The 20715-nt window shown below is 62.4% G+C and carries 18 protein-coding genes; 14 read left to right on the forward strand and 4 right to left on the reverse strand.

What is annotated here, in order from left to right; all coding sequences use genetic code 11:
• Nucleotides 1-304 precede the first annotated feature (304 nt).
• The 7 genes from AC5JLE_RS03355 (at nucleotide 305) to AC5JLE_RS03385 (ending at nucleotide 7583) form a co-directional block, all read left to right on the forward strand.
• Nucleotides 305-1330, forward strand: a complete 1026-nt coding sequence (locus AC5JLE_RS03355; RefSeq protein ID WP_239669246.1) for a hypothetical protein — start codon at nucleotides 305-307, stop codon at nucleotides 1328-1330.
• Complete coding sequence (locus AC5JLE_RS03360) at nucleotides 1320-1553, forward strand: hypothetical protein (RefSeq protein WP_049420795.1); 234 nt, start codon at nucleotides 1320-1322, stop codon at nucleotides 1551-1553. Before AC5JLE_RS03355 ends, AC5JLE_RS03360 begins: the two co-directional genes overlap by 11 nt.
• A gap of 147 nt (nucleotides 1554-1700) precedes the next feature.
• Nucleotides 1701-2492 (forward strand): DNA adenine methylase, encoded by a 792-nt coding sequence (locus AC5JLE_RS03365; RefSeq protein WP_496065034.1) that lies wholly within the window; start codon nucleotides 1701-1703, stop codon nucleotides 2490-2492.
• Between the two features lie 703 nt (nucleotides 2493-3195).
• Nucleotides 3196-4128: an SOS response-associated peptidase family protein gene (locus tag AC5JLE_RS03370; protein WP_496065035.1), complete on the forward strand. Its 933-nt coding sequence runs from the start codon at nucleotides 3196-3198 to the stop codon at nucleotides 4126-4128.
• A 486-nt stretch (nucleotides 4129-4614) separates the two neighbouring features.
• Nucleotides 4615-5112: a hypothetical protein gene (locus AC5JLE_RS03375; protein WP_496065036.1), complete on the forward strand. Its 498-nt coding sequence runs from the start codon at nucleotides 4615-4617 to the stop codon at nucleotides 5110-5112.
• Nucleotides 5113-5302: 190 nt separating this feature from the next.
• Nucleotides 5303-6445 (forward strand): hypothetical protein, encoded by a 1143-nt coding sequence (locus AC5JLE_RS03380; protein WP_496065037.1) that lies wholly within the window; start codon nucleotides 5303-5305, stop codon nucleotides 6443-6445.
• 1 nt (nucleotide 6446) lies between these two features.
• Complete coding sequence (locus AC5JLE_RS03385; RefSeq protein WP_496065038.1) at nucleotides 6447-7583, forward strand: hypothetical protein; 1137 nt, start codon at nucleotides 6447-6449, stop codon at nucleotides 7581-7583.
• A 265-nt stretch (nucleotides 7584-7848) separates the two neighbouring features.
• On the opposite strand, the gene AC5JLE_RS03390 is transcribed toward AC5JLE_RS03385, so the two are convergent.
• Both AC5JLE_RS03390 and AC5JLE_RS03395 read right to left on the reverse strand, forming a co-directional pair.
• On the reverse strand, nucleotides 7849-9012 hold the full coding sequence (locus tag AC5JLE_RS03390; protein WP_496065039.1) for a tyrosine-type recombinase/integrase: 1164 nt from the start codon (nucleotides 9010-9012) through the stop codon (nucleotides 7849-7851).
• Nucleotides 9013-9807: 795 nt separating this feature from the next.
• On the reverse strand, nucleotides 9808-12561 hold the full coding sequence (locus AC5JLE_RS03395) for a UvrD-helicase domain-containing protein (protein WP_496065040.1): 2754 nt from the start codon (nucleotides 12559-12561) through the stop codon (nucleotides 9808-9810).
• Nucleotides 12562-12749: 188 nt separating this feature from the next.
• Between AC5JLE_RS03395 and AC5JLE_RS03400 the strand changes: the two genes are divergently transcribed.
• Nucleotides 12750-12959 (forward strand): hypothetical protein, encoded by a 210-nt coding sequence (locus tag AC5JLE_RS03400; protein ID WP_101766421.1) that lies wholly within the window; start codon nucleotides 12750-12752, stop codon nucleotides 12957-12959.
• A 53-nt stretch (nucleotides 12960-13012) separates the two neighbouring features.
• On the opposite strand, the gene AC5JLE_RS03405 is transcribed toward AC5JLE_RS03400, so the two are convergent.
• Entirely contained in the window at nucleotides 13013-13333 is a 321-nt protein-coding gene (locus tag AC5JLE_RS03405) for a hypothetical protein (protein WP_049444348.1), read from the reverse strand.
• A gap of 168 nt (nucleotides 13334-13501) precedes the next feature.
• Nucleotides 13502-14491, reverse strand: a complete 990-nt coding sequence (gene acuI / locus AC5JLE_RS03410) for an acrylyl-CoA reductase (NADPH) (RefSeq protein WP_262217584.1) — start codon at nucleotides 14489-14491, stop codon at nucleotides 13502-13504.
• Nucleotides 14492-14592: 101 nt separating this feature from the next.
• Between acuI and AC5JLE_RS03415 the strand changes: the two genes are divergently transcribed.
• From AC5JLE_RS03415 to AC5JLE_RS03440, 6 genes are all read left to right on the forward strand, one after another.
• The gene (locus AC5JLE_RS03415) at nucleotides 14593-14940 is read left to right on the forward strand and encodes a winged helix-turn-helix transcriptional regulator (RefSeq protein ID WP_014037677.1); all 348 of its coding nucleotides are present in this window, start codon (nucleotides 14593-14595) and stop codon (nucleotides 14938-14940) included.
• A gap of 488 nt (nucleotides 14941-15428) precedes the next feature.
• Nucleotides 15429-15836: a hypothetical protein gene (locus AC5JLE_RS03420; RefSeq protein WP_496065041.1), complete on the forward strand. Its 408-nt coding sequence runs from the start codon at nucleotides 15429-15431 to the stop codon at nucleotides 15834-15836.
• Nucleotides 15837-15912: 76 nt separating this feature from the next.
• On the forward strand, nucleotides 15913-16776 hold the full coding sequence (locus tag AC5JLE_RS03425) for a Smlt3025 familytype IV secretion system inhibitor (protein ID WP_496065042.1): 864 nt from the start codon (nucleotides 15913-15915) through the stop codon (nucleotides 16774-16776).
• 24 nt (nucleotides 16777-16800) lie between these two features.
• A complete protein-coding gene (locus AC5JLE_RS03430) occupies nucleotides 16801-18126 on the forward strand; it encodes a Smlt3024 family type IV secretion system effector (protein WP_496065043.1) in 1326 nt (441 codons plus the stop codon).
• A gap of 139 nt (nucleotides 18127-18265) precedes the next feature.
• Complete coding sequence (locus AC5JLE_RS03435) at nucleotides 18266-19132, forward strand: Smlt3025 familytype IV secretion system inhibitor (protein WP_053451569.1); 867 nt, start codon at nucleotides 18266-18268, stop codon at nucleotides 19130-19132.
• A gap of 19 nt (nucleotides 19133-19151) precedes the next feature.
• Entirely contained in the window at nucleotides 19152-20474 is a 1323-nt protein-coding gene (locus AC5JLE_RS03440; RefSeq protein WP_496065044.1) for a Smlt3024 family type IV secretion system effector, read from the forward strand.
• Nucleotides 20475-20715: the final 241 nt, after the last annotated feature.

Consider the following 20715-nt stretch of genomic DNA (forward strand, 5'->3'; position numbering starts at 1 on the left):
GCAGGGGCTGCCGTGGCAGGGAGCACCCAGAACGGCAAGCGATAGCTGGTCCGATAGCTGGAAGCACCTCGGCGCAGCCAGGCGTCATGGTCGCCTGCCTTGGGGCTCTGCGAGGCCGTTGCCTTGGGTCATCCGCCCTCCGGTAAAGCCTGACCCCGATCCAGATCCAGAGCCCGGCGTTCCGCCAGGTCATTCCGTTTCGCTGAACTTGGGTTGCTCGGTGGTGGGCGTCCCGGGTCTTGCGCCCCTCAACCTTGGAACCACCGCGTGCTACGTGGTGCGACCGCAACGCAGGACGTATGTCGTGATCAATGAAGTTTCGTTTGTGCGGCTCCCTGATCGGACGCCCATCGAGGTGTCGAGGATCTCACTCAGTGCGAGCAGGAGTGCCTGGGGGTGGACCTTCGACGTTGAGCTGGCCGACCCAACGCAACTGTCGCTGCTGAAGCCAACGGCGGGTGGCCCGCGCCAGTTTGAGGTATCTCTGAATGGACATGTGTGGACTGGCATCATCGAGAGCTTCCAGAAGCAGCGAGAGTTTGCCGATGGGGGAGTCCGGCTCAGCGGCAGGTCGCGGACAGCGCTGCTTGCGGCGCCGTACGCGCCGGCAAGGGTCAAGGTTGCCAACGAGGACAGGAGCATGGCCCAGCTGGTGGCCGAAGAGCTGGCCGATACCGGATTCACCAGCCAGTACGAGACGGTTGATTGGACGGTGCCCGCTGGTGCTTGGTTCTACGACGCCAGCACGCCCCTTGATGCGATCAGTGCACTGGCCGAGGCGAGCGGGGCGGTTGTTCAATCTCATCCGCAAGACCTCTCGCTTCACGTCCGCGCGAGCTACCCAGTCAGCCCATGGCTCTGGCGCGACACCCAGCCAGCCCATGTTGTGCAAGAAGACATCGTGCTGACTGAGAGCTTGCAGATGCGGAGCGCGCCGCTGTATGACGCCGTCGTGGTGACTGGCGAGATTCCGGGGAAAGGAGTCACCTGCAAGGTGCGTAAAGCTGGTGAGGCAGGGCAGCTCTACGCTCAGCAAGTGAGCAGCCCGCTGATCAGCGTCGCTGCGGCGGGTGCTGAGCGAGGACGCAACGTTCTGAGCGATCGCGGTGAGCAGGCAGCCGTCGACCTGACGGTTCCCCTCTTCCCGAAGCCGCTGAAGGCGGGGGAAGTGGGTGCCATCATGCCTTTGGATCTGGTGGAGGTCGTTGCTGCTGAGGGCACTTGGCACGGGCAATGCGAGTCCTTGCGCATCGAGGTTGTGATCGATCAGCAGGCCGTTGTGATCGAACAGACCGCTACTCTGGAAAGGCACTACACCGATGCGGACTGACCTCTGGGATCAATTCGGCGAGCTGGTGACCAGCAGCCCCCGATTGCTGGCGACCGTCACTGCGCACAACGGTGACGGAACCAGCACGCTGACCACTTATGACGGAGTGCAGATGCGGGCGTTTGGTCAGCTCCAGTTGCCCATCCCTTACAACGTGTGGGTTCGGGCTGGGCGCTTGGTGGAAGCTGCGCCCAACCTGCCGCTCATCGAAGTGACCGTCTAGCAAGACAGGGCGCCGCCCGGGTGCCGGCAAGCATCCGGGCGGCGCCGCAACACAGGTGATCTCAGCACCTGGCATTGGCCGTGGCCCCGTCGCCCTCGCGAGAGCGGCGGGATTGTCGGCTTTATCCATCGCAAATGCTGAGAAACCATGACAAAGCCAATCATTTCCTGGCCGGGCGGCAAGCGCCGGCTGCTGAAGCACCTCTATCCTCACTTTCCTATCCACGACTGCTACGTCGAGGCGTTTGCTGGCGGTGCCGCGTCGCTGCTGATGCGGCCATACCCAGCCCAGATGGAAGTGCTCAACGACATCAACGGCGAGCTGGTGTCCCTGTACCGCTGCGTGCGCCATCACCTGGACGAATTCGTGCGCATGTTCCGCTGGTCATTGGTGTCGCGGCAGATGTTCGAATGGGCACAGATGGAGCGGCCGGAGACCTTGACCGACATTCAGCGCGCAGCGCGCTTCTACTACCTGCAGAAGCTCGCCTTCGGCGGCAAAGTGCAGGGGCAGTCGTTCGGTGTGGTGACTGCCGGCGGTCCACGGTTGAACCTTCTGCGCATCGAGGAGGAGCTGAGCGCCGTGCATCTCCGCCTGGCGAACACGGTGATCGAGTGCCTGCCATGGCAGGAGTGCGTGCGGCGCTATGATCGCCCGGGGACACTGTTCTACCTAGACCCGCCGTACTGGGAGACGGAGGGTTATGGCGTTGAGTTCCCGTTTGCTGAGTACGAGGCCATGGCCGAACTGATGCGCAGTTCGGCCGGCCGCTTCGTGGTCTCGATCAATGACCACCCTGAGATCCGGGAAGTGTTCGCCGGCTTCGACCTGGTGCCGCTGCAGCTCGGCTACACCATTGGCGGCGGGCAGGGCAGGGGGAACAAGTTCGGCGAGCTGATCATCAAGAGCTGGGACGACAGCCAGGCCAGTTTGCTATAGCAGGACCCGTGCGCCGGCCAACTCTGGGCCGGCGCTACGTGGCTCGACCTTGATGCTACATGCCGGAGACCGGAAATCCTCGATCACGTGCGTAGGCGGTTCCTTCGCCTACCAGTCTGTACTCCCACTCACCCTTTGACGGGTTAAGGCTGTTGGAAGCCCAGGATTGATCGATCAGCCCGTCCAGAGATTGCTCAATGTCCGAAAGGGGTGTGGCGTGTCCCATCCTCGCCAACAATGCTGAGATCATTGCCAGGGATTGGTACTTGTTGTCGGCAATGCGCAGCGCCCGAATGCAGAGTATCTGCAGCGGTGTCGGCTCGAACGACGGGGGCATCGGCATCACTGGTTTGGCTGGTGGTGCTGGCGTTGGTACGTCTAGCACTGCAGCTACCTGCCCCCTGTGGTAGCCAATGAGAAGACCGAGAACAGCGCCGAGGATCAGCGCAAATACCAAGATTGCTAACACTTCCCAGACCAAGAAGTAGGAGGGGCCTGTCAGGTACTCCTGGGCGCGGGGGCTAAGCCAAGCAGCGGCAGTGGTGCAAGCTGTAGTCACCAATCCGCCGGCGCCCGCTATGGCTATCTCTCTGGCGACTCCGCCCTTTGATCCTTTCACTACGGTCCCCTGTTGTAGGTCGTACTCTGCGGCTAGGGCAGGTCCATTGGGCCGCATTCTAAGTAGTTCTTGCAGGAGAAGCGTATGTGCTATTCCGCCCAGATCACCGCCGCCTATCAGAAGCTGGTCCGCATGACCGGCGCCACCCTGTCGCTGCAGGAGTTCGCTGCTCTCTACGCACACGACCCGGGCAAGAAGCGGCCCAAGACGCCGAAGGCCATGGATGACGCCTTCCGGGCCGGCGCGAGCCAGGCAGAGCTGGCGGTGTGGGCCGAGGTCGAGCAATGGAACAGGGCCGAGGCCACCATCCTGGAGCAGGAGCTGTTCGCCAACCGCAAGCGGCTGGCCGACGCCGAGCGGACGCTCCAGGTGAAGGAGACGAAGAAGGCCCGGGAGGACGTTCGGATTGCCGGCAACAAGATCGAGCGGGCCAAGGCGCGGCTGGCGGACCTGCAGCGTGTCGAGCCGAAGGATCGCGACAGCCGTATCTTCCCCGGCGTCTACGCCCCGGTGATAGTCTCCGAGGGCGGGAAGCTGGTCATCAAGCCGATGCGCTACCAGTGCCGCCTCGCCGGGAAGCCGGCCAACTACGACCAGCGCTTCCCCGGCACCTACAACGCCCGCCGCGACAGCTTGGAGAAGTTCTGGGCGCTGGCGTTCGGACACACCCACGGCCTGATGGTGGTCGACACGTTCTACGAGAACGTCGAGGGGCCGGACGGGAAGAACCAGGTGGTGCAGTTCACCCCGCGCACGGGCGAGCCGATGCTGGTGGCCTGCCTGTGGTCGCACTGGGTGGACCCGGCCGGCAAGGAGCCGGATCTGCTGTCGTTCGCTGCCATCACCGACGACCCAGAGCCGGAGGTGGCCGCCGCCGGCCACGACCGAACCATCATCAACATCAAGCCCGAGCACGTGGACGCCTGGCTCAACCCGGACCCGGCCGACCTGGCCGCCTTGTACCGGATCTTTGACGACAAGCGACACCCGTTCTACGAGCATCGGTTGGCGGCATAGCCGGCTTTATGCGACCAGCTGACAGATGGCCTTGGTCTGTTCTGTAAGCACTGAGGAGGTATGCGGCTGCTGGAGCATCAGGGTGAGGAAGATGATTGCGTAGAATTTGCGTGCGTTTTTCTTGGACATGGCTGTTTGGTTTCGTGGGACGTGGCGAGCATACGGCCCGCGTCACGATGTGCAACGGCCACATTTCTACCTGGAATGTCGGCGGCATGACCGAGAGTGTCACTGCGTGATTGACGATGGAAATGGGGGAGTTTGCGTGAAGTCGTTCGAGGTCACTGCGCGCTCAAGTTGCTGAAATCTGTTCAGCCTCCATTAGTCAAATCTGGAGGCCTCGCGCGCCTTCCAGCGCTCTACTGCGCAAGATGCAGAGCCTGCATACGCTGCGTTGTAGCACCCACCGCCAGCGATTCCGAACGATTCAGGCAGGTGGTCGGTGCGTTCGCAGGATCTGCGAACGCCAGCCGTATCCTTTGCGCAATGCATTCCTCCCACGGCTTCCGAACCGCCCCGATTCCCTCTGGCTGGGTCCAGACTGGTGAGCGCTGGGCGCTCTGGTATAACGGTCGGGAGACAGCCAGCGTTACTCCCGATGGTGGTCCCGGGGTTCGCCTGTGGATGGAGGGCCAGAAGTTCTGGGACGTGAAGCAGGTGCGCGCGGCCAACATCCGGCAGGCGAAGCGCTACGCCGAGCGCTGGTGCGCGGCCAGGCTCTATCCCGATCTGCCTCTGCGTCAGGCGGTCGCCCGGCTGACGGACAGCACCCCGATCCAGCCGTCGTCGCCACCGCCAGGTCTGCCGCCGACCCGCGAACAGCAGCAACAGGCCCGTCGCCTGGCTGAGGCAGGAGCGAAGGAGGTCGAGCGGATCAAGGCAGCACTCCAGCCGCGCAAGCCGCCGGCAGAGACCAAGCCCCGCCCGAGGGACGCCCGCAAGGCGTGGGTCAGGGCGGGGCTCCGGGATCTGCGCGGTTGGTAGAAGCTTCCCGAATACAAGGTTCCTGCCCGTTGCGGGAGTAGGGCCTTGGCGCCATGCCTCCTGAATTGAACTCAATCTAAGCTATTGACTACAATGCACAGTCCGCCAGCCTTCTAAGCCGAGTCACAGTCGGTTATTCTCCGCAATCTGATCGACATCACATTGATGTCGAGTTGCCATTGGAGGCGGTATGTTTCGAGCGGTTTGCGTCGATCATGATGATCGAATCAAAGCATGGTGCGTAACAGCTCACGTTGACTATCGATGGTTCTTACAGGCTGTTAGAGGGTCTGAGGAGAATCTGCAGATCCAACGCGGCGTGATAGGTGGTCGTAAAGCTTATGCCACTCTACGCCAGGATTTGAGAAACGGCTGTGTCCTTCCGCCTATAGTTTTGGCTGTAGCGGGGGCGCCGCTCGATGTCCTCAACCCAGAGGGTATTTTGAAGAGCCTGGACGATCTGTCCGGTGAACTGGCCGCAGTTCAAAGTGAGTCGATCTACATAATTGACGGTCTCCAGCGAACAAACGCCATCAAAATGACGGCGGAGGAGCTGGCGGATAATCATGCTGCACAGGCGGCATTCCTCGATAGAAGCCTTAGAATTGAGTTTTGGGTGGGAGCTTCATTCGGTGCTATTGCGTACAGGATGCTTCTGCTGAATGCGGGCCAGCGTCCAATGTCAATGAAGCATCAGATTGAAGTCTTGAGCTCTCGACTTGGTCAGTCGTTGGAAGGTATTCCCGGCATCGACATCTTCTCAACTGGGGACGGCCGCAGACGTGTGAACCCTGGCCAATTCCAGCTTGCGAAATTGAGTCAAGCGTTTCAGGCCTGGCTTCAGGGTAAGCCAAATATCGACGTTCGTAACGTCGTTATGGAAGAGCTGCTGGCAGAAGGGGCGCTGGAGACCCTGGGGAGCGCTCTGGATGATCAGAACGTGGATGGCCATGACGGCTTCCGACGCCTTATTGCCTGGATTGTCGCCGTGGACATGACACTAGGCCGGGAGCACCTTTCGTTCTTCGGAAGTGAGACAGTTCTTCAGGGGCTTTGCGCCGCAGTTGGTGGGGCTGAGCGTCATGACAAGATTTCGGAACGCGTTTGGCCGGCCTTAGATGAGTTGTTGGCTCAGTGCCAGGCCAATGGGGCAGCAGATGTGCTTGGTATCGAGTTGTACGATCAACTTAGAAAGAGCTTTGATGTAAGCAGAGTGAACGTTGGCTCAGCAACTCGCGAACTGGTGAACGCCGCATTCCAAGAGCTATTCTTCTCTGGTGGTATGCGAACGATGCGCGAGTGCTGGGAGTTCGCGGCTTCCCGAGTAGCGTGACATGGAGGTGCCTAAACACATTGCGGACGTGTTGGGTTGTTCGTCAGAACTCACGGATGCCGATCTGCGTGCACACCTGGATAGTGTGGCCGACGTGCAGCTTCCATGGTTTCTGGCGGGTGATGAGCCTAAAGAGGCGCTCGTTTCAGCCATATTTCACCAGGGTTTCCTAAACCCAAAACTTCTGACGCAAGATATCGAGAATCCAAGAAATCTCTACTATCAGGCAACAGACGGCGGTGTGTACGCGTGCTCGTTGGTTTCGTTTGGAGCGGCAGTAGACGATCCGGCGTTTCCCCTGTCCGCGCTTCCGACAACGGCATTGTCCGATCTGGCTCGTGCTTGGCCGAGATTTCCAATGCTCATTCAGTCAGAGATTTTGCCAGCCACTGATGGAGAGGGGGGGAGTGGCGGGGCGAAGGTGAGATGGAATAACGAAGTTCCTAAGGCGCTTCTTGGCAAGGCTTTGATCTTACGGGATGGTAGCGGCTCTTTGTCCGATGAGGATCACGCTAACTTCCATCCTGTGCTCACTGCCCTTGCCGGGCTCCGCGTGAATTCGTACGAAGTCGCTGCACCCAAATGGACGAGGCACAAGGTCGTTGAACTTGACGCCGTGGGTCTGGTACATCGGCCTGAAATGCTAAGCGGTAAGCTGCTGCAGGAGGCGCTCGCGGAGACGCGAGTGCGTTGGAGATTCATTGCTCTATATCGCGTGTTTGAGTCTGCCTATCTCCTGGCATTGATGGATTCATTCAAATCCAGTTTCTTCGCCAACCCTAAGCGTGCAACCAGTCAAGTGAAGGAGGCCTTGGAGTCAGAGTTAAATCAGTTCAAGGAAGTGGTTAGCGTAAATGGCCTTGAACAATACTTTGAAGTCATTCGAGCCGCAGCCTTAAAGCTGAAGAGCAACACCTTGATCAACGCGATCGAGGGTGAGTTAAAAGAGCAGAATGTGAAAGGCCCCACTTGGAAAGTGGGAGTCGCAATCATCTACAAGCTGCGATGCGCGATTGTTCACGCAGGACAGAAGCACGTTGTGTTCGACCGGCACCAAGACGGCAATGATGCGTTGGTGGAGCTCGTGCCGCTGCTAGAGGACGCAGTACTTGCACTATTAGGATTACGATTGAGTTAAGCCCACTCCGACACTTAATTCAAATTGTTCGCCAAGCCGCAGCAGGCGCGGCAGAAGGCGACAGTGCGGGTGGCAGATGGGTCTAACATGCAGATCTATAAAGGTTTGATGCGGATTGCAAAGCCGTTTACGGCGGTTCGATCCTGTTGATGCCGCCAATGGAATAGCCCTGACTCCGGTCAGGGCTATTCTGTTTGGAAACATTGCGTCGGAGCGGCACGCGATCCCGATCTGCGAGGCGTGGGTGAGGATAGGGCTCCAGCATCTACGGCACGCGGTATGAGCTGAGGCCCAGATACGTGGCCCACTCCTCCATGAGGAGTCGTCGCTTGTCCAGAAGCTGCCCACGGCGGTAGGCCGCCTCTGCCTTGTTCTTGATGGCGTGTGCCATCGCCATCTCCACAACCTCGTTTGTATAGTCCGTCGTCTCGGCTGCCCAGTCGCGGAAGCTCGATCGGAAGCCGTGCACAGTGAAGGGCAAGCCCAGGCCTTTGGGCGCCGGCTTCTGCACTAGGTAGAGCATCGCGTTCTCAGACAGGGAGAACGGGGGTTCCTTCCGGGATAGCGGTTTCAGCAGCGCCACCGCAGCTTCGGTCAGCGGCACGATGTGTTCCCGTCCGCCCTTCATCCTGGTGGCTGGGATGGTCCACACTCGGTGTTCCAGGTCGAACTCGGACCAATCCGCCCCGGTCACCTCGGCCGTCCGCGCTGCGGTCAGGATGACGAACTGCAGCGCCCGTCGGCTGCGCGCCTCCCGCCCGGCAAGGGTGGCCATGAAGGCCGGCACATCCGCGTAGGGCATCGCGTCGTGGTGCTTGGGCTTACTCACCTTGGTGGGCTTGGGAAGCAGGTTCTCCAGATGGCCACGCCAGCGCGCCGGGTTGTCGCCGTCGCGGTGCCCGTGGACCTTTGCCCAGTCCAGCACGCGCTCGATGCGCCCGCGCACGCGCGTGGCAGTCACGGTCTTCTCGGTCCAGATGGGCCGCAAGCATGCCATGACCAGGTGGGTATCGACGCTTCCGACTGGGGTATCCCGCGCCGGCCCGTAGGTCCGCAGGGATTGCTCCCACTGTTCCGCTTGGGCCTCGTTCTTCCAGCCAGCGCGGTGGGAGGCGATGTAGGCGTCTGCTGCCTCGCCAAATGTGGTGCCGGCCGACCGGCTTACTCGGCGGGCCTCAATAGGGTCATCTCCCGCGAGCAGCTGTCGGCGGTGCTGCAAGGCTGATGCCCGAGCCTCCTGCAGGCTGACTAGCTGCGTGGGGCCAAGTCCCATTTCCCGACGACGGCCGCCCCGCTGGTAGCGCAGTACCCAGGACTTTGAACCGGTCGGTCCGACCAGCAGGTACAGGCCCCCGCCATCTGCGTGATAGCCTGCTTTGGTTGTGGTCTGCACGGCGCGCGCGCTAAGTCGATTGGTCGGTCTTGCCATCAATAGTGCCCCACAGTTCGCCCCATGTTTAGGGTCCGGATTCCGCGAGACTCGATGGTATGGGTGTGGAGTCTCAGGCCTTGATACGCCTAGGTTTCTGGACTCCCTGAGAGATTGTGAGAGTGGAAAATCGGCCACTCTCTCCGCCAAGAAGTTCAGAAGAGCCCCTGGAAGCAGGGGCTTTTCTGTTTCCACGGCCCTTGCTGGCCAGCCATCCGGCAACCAAGGTCAGGTGAACGAATGAACCGGTGCATTCCTCTGACCCAACAGGGAATTGCTTCATTCAAGGACGTAATCGTTGCAGGTGCACAAGCGCTGACGTTGGCGCCGGGCAATTTGAATGTGCCAGACACCCGCGCTAGGCTTCGGATGCCCAAGGAGGGCGACCAACGGAGTCATGGCATGAAGATTGGATTCAAGCTTTCTGTTGCTGTTGCGGCCTGTGCGTTGACCTTTGGAATCAGCAGCGCTACGGCGAAGGCCCCTGGCCCTTGTTCCGTCTGCGAGGTCCAATACATTGCATGCGAGGCGTCAGGTACAAACTTGAGTATCTGCACCCGGAACTATATGCAATGCCTGCGTCTGAACGGCTGCATTATCCCGTAGCAGGGCGCGGCGGGGACGTGTGGGGACCTTGCGATACCCTGCAACCTTGCCACCCTCCAGACAAAAGCCTCGGTCCTGCCGGGGCTTTTTCGTTTCCGGAAACGCCATGGCGCGCATCGTGTCGGGGGCGAAACCGAGACGATGCCTATGTGCCCTGATGCAGGCAGGCATATGTGGAGGGAGCGGCATTCAGCCCCGACGCCCACCTGTTGGCTTGTTGTGGCACAACGGGTAACTCGAGCACGACCGGAAAGCCCCATGTGGCCCATTCCGGTCCACGAATACGCCCACCTTGCACACCGGGCAGCGCTCATCGTGGATGGCCGCGCCTGAAATCGCGGTTACTTCCACTGCCCCGTCCTTCACCAGCTCATCCAGGAATGGCGAGTGCTTGCCCTGCAGGGTGAACATCGCGACCGACCGTCGCGCACGCGTCAGCGCGACATAGAACAGGCGCCGTTCTTCGCTCAGCGGATAGGTATCGCCGTCCGGCATTGCCAGCGAAAGCACCGGGTCATCCGCGCGCAGGCTCGGGAAGCTGCGGTTGATCATGCCCGGCAGGATCACGTAGTCCGCCTCGCGCCCCTTCGATCGATGTGCGGTAAGGAACTCGACGTCCATCGTGCTGCCGAAGGCCGTCTTCCAATCCGAAGGCATCGCACCGCGACCCGCGCGATACCGCCCCAGAACAAAGACCGTCACGCGCCCGGTGCGGCCCTGCGGCACTGCACCTGACAACAGTTGCTGGTGCAGCTTCGCAAGGTACTGGCGAACGCCATCCTGCACCTCCTCGCGCCGGTTCATCTGGAACGCCTGCAGCACCGGGCCCATTGCCGGCGCAGCAGAGCGAACGTTTTTGGCGATCTGCGCGGGGTTGCGGCTGATGAAGCGGCTGGACACATCACACAGTGCCTGTGGGCAGCGGAACGTCTGCTCCAGTTTCAGCACCTGGCCATGGCCCATCCATTCGCCGAATCCAGTCATCACCGCAACGTCGGCGCCAGCGAAGCGATTGATCGATTGCCAGTCATCGCCCACTGCAAACAGATAGCGGCCCGGTTGGCTGACCAGCGCACGGCAGAGGCGCGCGCGGGCGCGCGATGCGTCCTGGAACTCATCGGCCATCACCAGGTCGTAGGGCGACTCATAGTGGCCCTGTTCCAGCAGCCCGGCCGCCATGTTGAGCATGTCCTCGAAATCGATGCTGCGCTCGTCAGCCAGCGCATTGTCCCAGGCCTGGAATACCGGCCCGGCGATCTCCAGGAAGCGCCGGTAGCGTTCCTTGAACTGATCCTCAGGCATCTGCCGCAGACGCGCCGCCATATCGTCCAGCGTCAGGCAGTTGCTCTTGGCATGCGCAATGAAGGTGCGCATCAGGCCAATCAGGTCTGCGTCCGGCATCGGCTTGGCGCCTTGATCGGGCAGCTCGCGGTCGGGGTTCGGGTCAAGCTCGACATCAGACGCGCCAAGCCGCTCGGCAAGATGCTGCAGGGCCTGTCCACTGCGCAGGCCAAACGACGTCGTCTCGACCAGAGCGGTGCCGCGCGCCACATGCTGCTGGCGCTTCCAGTGCATTCCTTCGCTGTAGTTGGCAAAGTGCTTCGGCGGCTGGCCATCGGCATCCAGCGCAAAGTGCTCGTGATACAGCTGGGCGTCCGGATAGTAGAAGTCCGGGCGATACTGGCGATGGGTGTCTGTCGCGGTATCGAATTCGTAGCGCCGCTCGTAGTCGTACGCCACGCCGTTGTAGAACAGCCAGTCGGCGATGACGCACTCCTCCAGGCTCTTCACCCGCTCACCCTGCAGGGTGCGGATGTAGGGCGTGCCATCGCGGTCGTAACCATCGGCCATCATGTCGGCACCGAACGGCGGCAGGTCGCGCCCGAACACCAGGCGGAACATGTCCCACTGGGTGCGGAAATGGGTCGAGCGGTCCTTCAGGTCGTCCACCAGTTCGGCCAGCTTGTTGAAGCCCAGCGTGGCGTCGATCGCCCATTCCGGGATATCAGGCTTGCGTCCCGTGGCCTTGGCGATGATGGACAGGCCCAGGGCGTGGAAAGTCCGGGCTTCCACCACGGTGTCGCCCATGCCGAGCCGGTCGAAGCATCGCTGCGCGCGCTCCTCCAGCTCCTGGGCGGCGTCCTTGTTGAAGGCGAGCATCACGATCCGTTCGGGTTCGACAAAGCCGCGGTCGATGGCATACGCGGCCTTGGCGACCATCGTGGAGGTCTTGCCCGAGCCGGCCGCGGCCACGACCTGCACCCGGTTGTCGAAGCAGATAACGGCGTGGGCTTGTTCTGCGGTCAGGGGCTTGCTCTCGACCCGGTCCAGGAAGTCCTTGGCCAGCACCCGCTCGCGCTCTGCCATGGTCGCGTTGGCCTCGGCCCAGACGGCGGGCCAATCCAGCTGCCAGTCGTGCAGGGCGTCCAGCGCCATGCGGTGGCCGGGCGCGTGCAGGTCGTCGTGCACCTCCTCGTCGAGGAACAGCTGCTCCAGCTCGGCGGGCGGCAGGGGCAGGGCGGGGCGGTCGGCCAGCAACGCCTGCTGCTGTTCGTGGGTGATCCAGCGGCGTCCGGCACTGCCGCGGTCGGTGAGGGCGTCCGCAGCGCTTAACCACGCCTGGATCTGCTCCAGGATCGTGTCGAACAGGGCCTTGCGCCCCCGTGTGGTACGCGCAAAGCGCGCCTGCTGCAGCGCCGCCGCAAGCCGGGACGCCTGCGCGTTGGAGAGCCCGTCCACCGACAGCCGGGCGGCGCTTCCCGTTTGCAATTCGACCCGCGACCAGAAAAGCCCGGGAATGACCTTCACGCTGTGTTCGTCGTCCACGCGTTGCCGGTATTGCTGACCGGCGATGTTCAGCTCGATGCTTTCGCCCTCCAGCCGCAGCCACCAGTGTGGCGAACGAGTCACACGTTGGCCCCAGTTAGAGGGGCGCCATTCCATAGACATCCAGGTACTGCCTTGCAAGCGTCAACCGGGCATGTAGAGCCCCTAAGCCCGCATGATAAGGGGCCTTGACGTTGCATGTGGCCTTTCACACGCGGGCGGGGTGAGTGCGGGAGCCGTCCATTGCTGCCCACCCAATTGCCTGGCGCATGGCATCATGGAGCGTCTGGATCCAGGAGCTGGCCATGGATATCGACTGGGACCGCGTGGGAACCTTGAAGCACATCGGTGGTGGCTACGATATCCGGACGGATCCATTGAGGATCCTGGTGACCACCGCGAAGCAAGGGCACGAGGGCGAAGTTTCCGACATGCTGATCGTGATGGATGATGGCACCGTCATTCCGCCGGATGGGATCCTGCGTTTGGCACGGGCGCCGGGCCGGATCCCTTAGGCGTTCGGAAACCGGCAGCGCCAGCGGCAGTTGCTGAATCAGCAGTTGCTGAATCACTCGTAGGCACGATCCCGCTTTGCAGGGGGGACTTCAACCGCGTCGCCACGCCGGATCAGCTCATCCAGATCCACCGCCGATGCCGCCAGTGCATCCTGTGCGTCGAAATCCCACCTGTTCCTGTAGTCCCGCGCCAGCAGGTCGCAGACCGCTTTTGCGCGCTGGTAGGCATCGTCTTTTCCCTCGGCCTGCTGCAACTCATCGCGATGGATCTGGCACAGCATGAGCTGGTGCGCGTCCTCGGCGCGCTGGCGCTCCCAGTCGATGTCGGGCAGGCCCGAAAGTGCGGCGGCAAGCGCGAATGCGGTCATTGGCATGTCGGGAGTCCAGCGGCGGTGGGAGCCTGAGCGTATGCGACCGGCGATGGCCGAAGACCACTGCCGCGCCGCATGTTTCACGGCAGGTTCACCATTCGCTGCAGCATGGAAGGCGCGTTGCAGCCCTCCATCTACACCCATCCATCGAGCCCCGTTGCGGTCATCCGCTCAGGCATTTACATCCACAACGATGCGGCCGCGCACCTGACCGGGGATGATCTTCTCGTACACGTCCAGCACGTCCGCAAGCCCGATCAGCTGCACCGTGCTTTCCAGCTTCTGCGGGTCCAGGTCGGTAGCGAGGCGATCCCACGCGCGCTGGCGAACGTCCTGCGGCGCGTTCACCGAATCCAAGCCCGCAAGGGTCACGTTGCGCAGGATGAAGGGCAGCACCGAGCCGTGCAGCGCGTCGCTCTGCGCCAGGCCGCACGCGGCTACGGCACCGCGGTACTTGGTCTCGGCGATCGCGTTGACGAGGGTAGGGCCGCCGGCCACATCCACCACGCCGGCCCAGCGTTCGGCGCTCACCGGCCGGTCGCGCGGTTCCGAAAGCTGCGCGCGGTCGATGATTTCGCTCGCACCCAGGTTGTGCAGATACTCAGCATGCTCCGGGCGCCCGGTAGCGGCCACCACGCGATAGCCCAGCTTTGAAAGGATCGCCACCGCGATCGAGCCGACACCGCCGTTGGCGCCGGTCACCAGCACATCGCCCTTGTCGGGCGTCACGCCAGCATGTTCCAGGGCCAGTACGCACAGCATGGCGGTATAGCCAGCGGTGCCGATGGCCATGGCGTCGCGGGTGCTCAGGTTGCCGGGAATCCGGTTGAGCCATTCACCCCGCACGCGGGCGCGCTGTGCCAGGCCGCCGTGGTGGCCCATGCTCAGGTCCCAGCCATTGAGCACAACGCGGTCGCCTGGCTTGAAGTCGGCCCTGCTGGATTCCAGCACCACGCCTGCCAGATCGACGCCGGGAATGAGCGGGAACGTCCGGATGACCGGACTCTTGCCGGTGAGGGCAAGCGCATCCTTGTAGTTGAGCGTGGAGTACTCGACCTGCACCAGGACGTCACCGTCCATCAGGTTGGCTTCATCGAAATCGACCAGTTCGGTCGAAACCTGGTTGTTCGTCTTGCGGGCGAGCAGTGCTTTGAACGTCATGGAGGGGCTCACATTCACCGGATGAGGCCATGCTAGGCTCGCGCCTCTATCGCAACAAGAACGATGATTTCCCGTAGGTACTATGGTTTTCCGGAGTATGCATGCGTAGCAAGCGTTGGGATGGCAAGAGCGGTTGTGCCGTGGAAGTCACGCTGTCGGTGATCGGCGGCGTGTGGAAGCCGATCATTCTTTTTCACCTGATGACGGGCAAGCGGCGTTTCATGGAACTGACGCGGCGGGTGCCCAACGCCACCCAGTCCATGCTGACCAGCCAACTGCGTGAGCTGGAAGCCGACGGCGTGGTGATCCGCCACGTGTACCCGGAAGTGCCGCCGAAGGTGGAATACGAGCTGTCCGAGTTCGGACGCACGCTGGTGCCGGTGCTGCTGGCCATGCGCGAGTGGGGTGAAACCTACCGCGGCTATCAGAGTACCCAGGGCGATAGCTGAAGGCTGAGCGGCGTTGCACATGCCGCATGCCGGTTTTGCGAACGCGCACGGCCACCGACGGGTCTTTGGTGGCGGCAGCACGTGTGTCGTATACGGCGGGATAGGGCGCCCGGGCAGTGCACGCTGGCGGGAGTCGTCTGCTGGCGAAGCGCGTCAGCCGATGGACAACTCGACATCCGCTGACGCAACCAACGTAACAGCGCGATCGCCGGGGATTTTCCTGCTTTCCATCGCCGGTTCGGGGCGGTAACCATGGCCGCGCCAAGGCATTCGCCGTGGCCGGGATTGGCGTCCCGAACGTACATGATGCGCGGCGTCACGGTTGCAGCCAGAGTTGCAACCGTGACAATGCATCGTCTGCCAGTTCATGGCGGACGGTGCGTGGGGATCTCTCGATCCGCCGGCTTCTTGCATCATGTATCCGGCACGCCAACCCGCACCGTCCGCCACCTTGCATCTGCAGGTGGCCACATCGTGAGGTTGCCGTCATGCCCGAACGTCTTCCCGAACATCCCCGCCTGCACGCGCTGCTCGGTGCCGCCGTGCGCGATCTTCCTGCTGCCTTGGCCGAAACGCTGGAGGACGCGCTCCGCGAATCCGCCGATCTCGTCACGCCGTCGGCATTCTTTGCACACCTGAACGGCCACGGCAGGAACCTGCGCGCCGATGGTGAGGCCTGGAGTGAAATGTGCCTGAGCCCCGGCCGCGCCTTCGACATGGCCCTGGCGACCCGCAGCGCGTCGGGCATCACGGCGCTGACCGCGGTACTGCACGCCGCGCATGTGGCACGTGAGAACGACGATCCTGCCTGCTGCCCCTCCGCAGCCGTGGTCGAGGGCCTGTTCAACGCCTGCCAGGTGCTGTCGCTGCAGGTCGAACGTTGCCTGGTGCCGTGAAGGGCTGCGATGCGGTTCCTGTTCCGTTGACGTCTGGTTGCCTATAGTGGCGCCGGAACCCTGCAATGGAATGCCCATGCACGTGATGTCTCCCGGCCGTTGCCTGACGCTCGCGCTTGCCGTCGTAGTGAGTGCCGGCGCGTGTGCACGTCCGCCGTCCACCGAACACGAAAGGAATCCCGCCATGTCCGGCGCAATCCAGACCGGCCGCACGATCAACGGTCACACCTATACCGATGCCCCCGTGGACGTGAAGCTGGGGCCGAACACCTTCCGCATTCCGGCCAACTACCTGGACAGCCAGATCGCACCGTGGCCCGGTGAGGGCGTGACGCTGGTCATCGAGTGGCCAGACATGACGCCGACGGCTCCGGGTGCCCGGGCGAATCCGCGTACGAATGATTTCCGCAAGGAGATTGCTGTCCGTATCAACTACATTGATCGCATTCCAATTGAGACTTCGCTTTCAAGGCTTTCCTCAAATGAAGCCATCACGGAGGAGGGTTCTGTGGAAAGGGAGGATCCCAGGGACCGTCTCGATCAACGCGTCGCACAGCCGGAGACCTTGGGCCTGACGCCCTATGCAATCGATGAAGGGAAGATGGTGTTGTACGCGAAGAAGTATGAGGCCCGGTATGGGAAGCCGCCTGTCCGCAATCCGGCATTCGAGCGCGACTGGTATGTTGCACGGGACGGTGCCGGGGGGCTGACAAGCTTCATCAAGTGCGATAGCGCAACGTTCCTGGGGGACGGAGTGCGCCTGACGCAGGACGAGGTCATTGATCTGGACGATCCTGTGGCTGCCGGATGCGTTCACTACTTTGTCGATATCTCTGACAGCCTATCCATCTCCCTGCATTACAAGAGAGCTTTCTTGAAAGACTGGAAACGCATGGAAGATGCTGTTCGCGATGTTCTTGCTGCAGCACGGACACGCTAAACGACGAGGCTCAAGGAGAAAGCAATGAGCGGCCTGACCCAGAAGGACATCAGAATCCTCATCGATTATGCGGATGCCGGTAATCGTGAGCTGTACTGGAACTACCTGTCGCAACTGCCGGGTTCGGACGGCTACGGTACGCTGGCACTAGGTGTGGTACGTAATGACAGTTTGCCTGGACGCGTGGCCAATGCCTACGCGCAAAGCCATGCCAGATCTCAGAATGACGAAGGTTCGCGCTTTCCAAATGCTGAGCTGAGCGAGCGCCAGTGGGAGGCATTCGGCCGGACACTGCTGCGGGAAGATCTGGAGCTTCGACAGGCGTGGATGGGAAACGGACGTGCGGATCTCGCGCTGAATCTGCCTGGCGCTGACGTCATGCTGGCTCATGACCGCGCTTTCGAGCAGCACAGACTGGACCCCAATTGCTGGACTCCTCGAGTGCTCCTGCAAGCCGCCTCGGACAAGAGCGGCCCCGAGAAGCTGGAGCAGATCTGGACCAACATGCTCAACAATGACTACGCCGGGGGCCCGCGCGTAGGCAACACCAGCGTCGATGCCATCAGCCAGATGGGATGGGCGAAGGGCGGGCAGTACCTGACCCGGTTGAGCGTGCTGGAAGCCACCCAGGCACTGGAGGGCCGCTCGGCGGTCGATCCGAACGTCATCGGTGGCAACAGCTATTACGCGATGTACTTCGAAGCGGACAGGAAGTGGGTCAGCGTCAGTGCAGGCGGCGGCCACATGTCGCTGCGCGAGATCACCGATCCCGCCCGTATCGCCGAACTCAACGACGCCCGCGAGGTTCGTCTGGAGCGGCAGGAGAAGCGGACCCAGTTCCACCCGGACGACCCGTACCGGACCATTACCCGCAGCCCGCTTACCGCAGCGGTGGACGCCGTGCCGGATCCCGCACAGGCACCGATCCGTCTGGCCGACATTGGTCCCGGCCATCGTGAGTACGCATTGATGCAGCAGGTGCGCGAAGGCGTGGCCGCGATCGATGCGAGTGCTGGGCGAACCCATGATGAGAACAGCGAGCGCCTCGTGGCGAGCGTCATGGCATTGGCGCGCCGCAACCAGCTCGAACGTGCCGACCATGTGCTGCTGAGCGCCCAGACCGCCGATCACCCGGCCGGCCGCAATGTGTTCGTGGTGCAGGGGGAGTTGAATGATCCGGCGCATCTGCGGGCCTCCATGCCCACGGACAGGGCGGTGCAGACACCGGTCGAGCAGTCGCTGCAGGCGCTGCAGGCAGTGGGTGCGGAACGTGAACAGGCACACGCGCAGCGCCAGCAGCAGGAGGTCGATGCGCGGGCGCGCGACACCCCGGCCATGCGGATGGCCTGACCGGCCCCCCGGGTGAGCCGGTCACGGGCTCGGGTCTAAAGTGGTTTTCGCCTAGGCCTTTAAGCCTTGGGGCGCGGACCCTTCGTTCGCCTCCGCAGTTTTACCTATAATCGATTGGGAACTCTGCAATGGAATGCCCATGCACGTGATGTCCCCCGGCCGTTGCCTGACGCTTGCACTTGCCGTCGCGGTGAGTGCCGGCGCGTGTGCGCGGCCGCCGTCCACCGAACACGAAAGGAATCCCGCCATGTCCGGCGCAACGCAGACCGGCCGCACGATCAACGGCCACACCTATACCGATGCGCCCGTGGACGTGAAGCTCGGGCCGAACACTTTCCGCATTCCGGCCAACTACCTGGACAGCCAGATCGCACCGTGGCCCGGCGAGGGCGTGACGCTGGTCATCGAGTGGCCGGACATGAAGCCGACGCCGCCGGGTGCCCGGGCGAATCCGCGTACGAATGATTTCCGGAAGGAAATTGCTGTGGCGATCGACTACATCGATCGTGCGCCAATCGAAACATCATTGGAGCGATTGTCCTCCAACCAGGCATCCGCCGAGGAAGGATCGGTGGAGCGAGGGGATCCTCGGGATCGACTCGATCTGCGTATTGCGCGGCCCGACGTCATGGGACTGACGCCTTACGCCATTGATGAAACGAGGATGGGGATTTTCTCGAAGGAATACGAGGCACGCTATGGAAAACCGCCCACCCGTAATCCTGCCTATGAAGATGACTGGTACATCGCGCGCGCTCCCAACGGCAGCCTGACCACATTCATCAAATGCGAAAGCACGGCGTTTCGGGGGGATGGCGTTCGCCTGCAGGGCGATCAGGTCATCAGTGAGCAAGGGCAAGCCGCTGCGGGGTGCTTCCACTATTTCTCGGATGTGGAGAACAAGCTTTCCATCTCGCTGAACTACAAGCGGGCCTTCCTGGCGGACTGGAAGCGGATGGAAGATGCGGTGCGGGATCTTCTCGCGCGCTCCCGCGTCCGGCAGTGAGTGCATTCAGGAGCAGGCGATGGGCGGATTGACGCAAGAGAATCTCAGGATTCTGGCCAGCTATGCCAAGGCCGGAAACCGTGAGTTGTACTGGAACTATCTGTCGCAGCTGCCAGATGCGGATGGCTATGGCACGCTTGCGCTGGGTGTTGTTCGCAACGACAGCCTGCCAGGCCGCGTTGCAAACAGCTACGCACAGGATTACGCCCGAGATCAGGAAGGCAAGGGCTCCGGCTTTCCCGATGCGCAGCTGAGCGAGCGGCAATGGGAGATGTTTGGGCAGACGCTTCTGCGCCAGGACCTGGAGCGACGCCTGTTCTGGATGGAGCAGGGGCGTCCCGAATTTGCACTGAATCTTCCCGGCAAGGATGTAATGCTGGCACACGACCGGGCATTCGAACGGCATGAACTCGATCCCAACTGCTGGACGCCGCGCGTGTTGCTGCAGGCGGCTGAGCAGAAGAGCGGCCCCGAGAAGCTGGAACAGATCTGGACCAACATGCTCAACAATGACTACGCCGGAGGCCCGCGCGTAGGCAACACCAGCGTCGATGCCATCAGCCAGATGGGATGGACGAAGGGCGGGCAATACCTGACCCGGTTGAGCGTGCTGGAAGCCACCCAGGCACTGGAAGGGCGCTCGGCGGTCGATCCGAACGTCATCGGTGGCAACAGCTACTACGCGATGTACTTCGAAGCGGACAGGAAATGGGCCAGTGTCAGCGCGGGTGGTGGCCACATGTCGATGCGTGAGATCACCGATCCGGCCCGCATCGCTGAACTCAACGACGCGCGGGACGTTCGTCTGGAACGGCAGGAAAAACGTACCCAGTTCCACCCGGACGACCCGTACCGGACCATCACCCGCAGCCCGCTGACCGCAGCCGTGGACGACGTGCGGGATCCCGCGCAGGTAGCGACCCGTCTGGCCGACATTGGACCCGGCCACCGTGAGTACGCATTGATGCAGCAGGTGCGCGAAGGCGTGGCCGCGATCGATGCCGGCGCCGGGCGTACCCACGACGAGAACAGCGAGCGCCTGGTGGCGAGCGTGATGGCCTTGGCGCGCCACAACCAGTTCGAACGCGCCGACCATGTGCTGCTGAGCGCGCAGACTGCCGATCACCCGGCCGGCCGCAACGTGTTCGTGGTGCAGGGCGAGTTGAATGATCCGGCGCATCTGCGGGCCTCCATGCCCACGGACCGGGCGGTGCAGACGCCGGTCGAGCAGTCACTGCAGGCCCTGCAGGCAGTCGGTGCGGATCGTGAACAGGCACACGCGCAGCGCCAGCAGGAGGTCGATGCGCAGGCGCGCGACATCCCGGCGATACGGATGGGCTAGGGTCCCGGCCTGTCGCAGCTTCGCCTCACGCGGTCTTTGCAACTCGGTGCGCGGGCATTGCTAAGTTCGCTTGGCGACCGACGCGTACCAGCCGGGTAGATGTCCGCCTGGGTGAATGCCATTTCACCGCTGCGGTAGCCGCCCACTTTGGTGGGCATTCTGGCCCTGGCGCGCGGTGACGCAGCCGTGCCCACCAAGGTGGGCACCCACCAAGGCGATGTGGATTGGCATCCAGTACCAG

The sequence above is a fragment of the Stenotrophomonas sp. genome (assembly GCF_059505245.1).

Bases quoted from the DNA above. Each gene is read 5' to 3' on its own strand.
- AC5JLE_RS03360 (WP_049420795.1), top strand. From the start codon at position 1,320: ATGCGGACTGACCTCTGGGATCAATTCGGCGAGCTGGTGACCAGCAGC.
- AC5JLE_RS03365 (WP_496065034.1), top strand. From the start codon at position 1,701: ATGACAAAGCCAATCATTTCCTGGCCGGGCGGCAAGCGCCGGCTGCTG.
- AC5JLE_RS03370 (WP_496065035.1), top strand. From the start codon at position 3,196: ATGTGCTATTCCGCCCAGATCACCGCCGCCTATCAGAAGCTGGTCCGC.
- AC5JLE_RS03375 (WP_496065036.1), top strand. From the start codon at position 4,615: ATGCATTCCTCCCACGGCTTCCGAACCGCCCCGATTCCCTCTGGCTGG.
- AC5JLE_RS03380 (WP_496065037.1), top strand. From the start codon at position 5,303: ATGTTTCGAGCGGTTTGCGTCGATCATGATGATCGAATCAAAGCATGG.
- AC5JLE_RS03385 (WP_496065038.1), top strand. From the start codon at position 6,447: ATGGAGGTGCCTAAACACATTGCGGACGTGTTGGGTTGTTCGTCAGAA.
- AC5JLE_RS03390 (WP_496065039.1), bottom strand. From the start codon at position 9,012: ATGGCAAGACCGACCAATCGACTTAGCGCGCGCGCCGTGCAGACCACA.
- AC5JLE_RS03395 (WP_496065040.1), bottom strand. From the start codon at position 12,561: ATGGAATGGCGCCCCTCTAACTGGGGCCAACGTGTGACTCGTTCGCCA.
- AC5JLE_RS03400 (WP_101766421.1), top strand. From the start codon at position 12,750: ATGGATATCGACTGGGACCGCGTGGGAACCTTGAAGCACATCGGTGGT.
- AC5JLE_RS03405 (WP_049444348.1), bottom strand. From the start codon at position 13,333: ATGCCAATGACCGCATTCGCGCTTGCCGCCGCACTTTCGGGCCTGCCC.
- acuI (WP_262217584.1), bottom strand. From the start codon at position 14,491: ATGACGTTCAAAGCACTGCTCGCCCGCAAGACGAACAACCAGGTTTCG.
- AC5JLE_RS03415 (WP_014037677.1), top strand. From the start codon at position 14,593: ATGCGTAGCAAGCGTTGGGATGGCAAGAGCGGTTGTGCCGTGGAAGTC.
- AC5JLE_RS03420 (WP_496065041.1), top strand. From the start codon at position 15,429: ATGCCCGAACGTCTTCCCGAACATCCCCGCCTGCACGCGCTGCTCGGT.
- AC5JLE_RS03425 (WP_496065042.1), top strand. From the start codon at position 15,913: ATGCACGTGATGTCTCCCGGCCGTTGCCTGACGCTCGCGCTTGCCGTC.
- AC5JLE_RS03430 (WP_496065043.1), top strand. From the start codon at position 16,801: ATGAGCGGCCTGACCCAGAAGGACATCAGAATCCTCATCGATTATGCG.
- AC5JLE_RS03435 (WP_053451569.1), top strand. From the start codon at position 18,266: ATGCACGTGATGTCCCCCGGCCGTTGCCTGACGCTTGCACTTGCCGTC.
- AC5JLE_RS03440 (WP_496065044.1), top strand. From the start codon at position 19,152: ATGGGCGGATTGACGCAAGAGAATCTCAGGATTCTGGCCAGCTATGCC.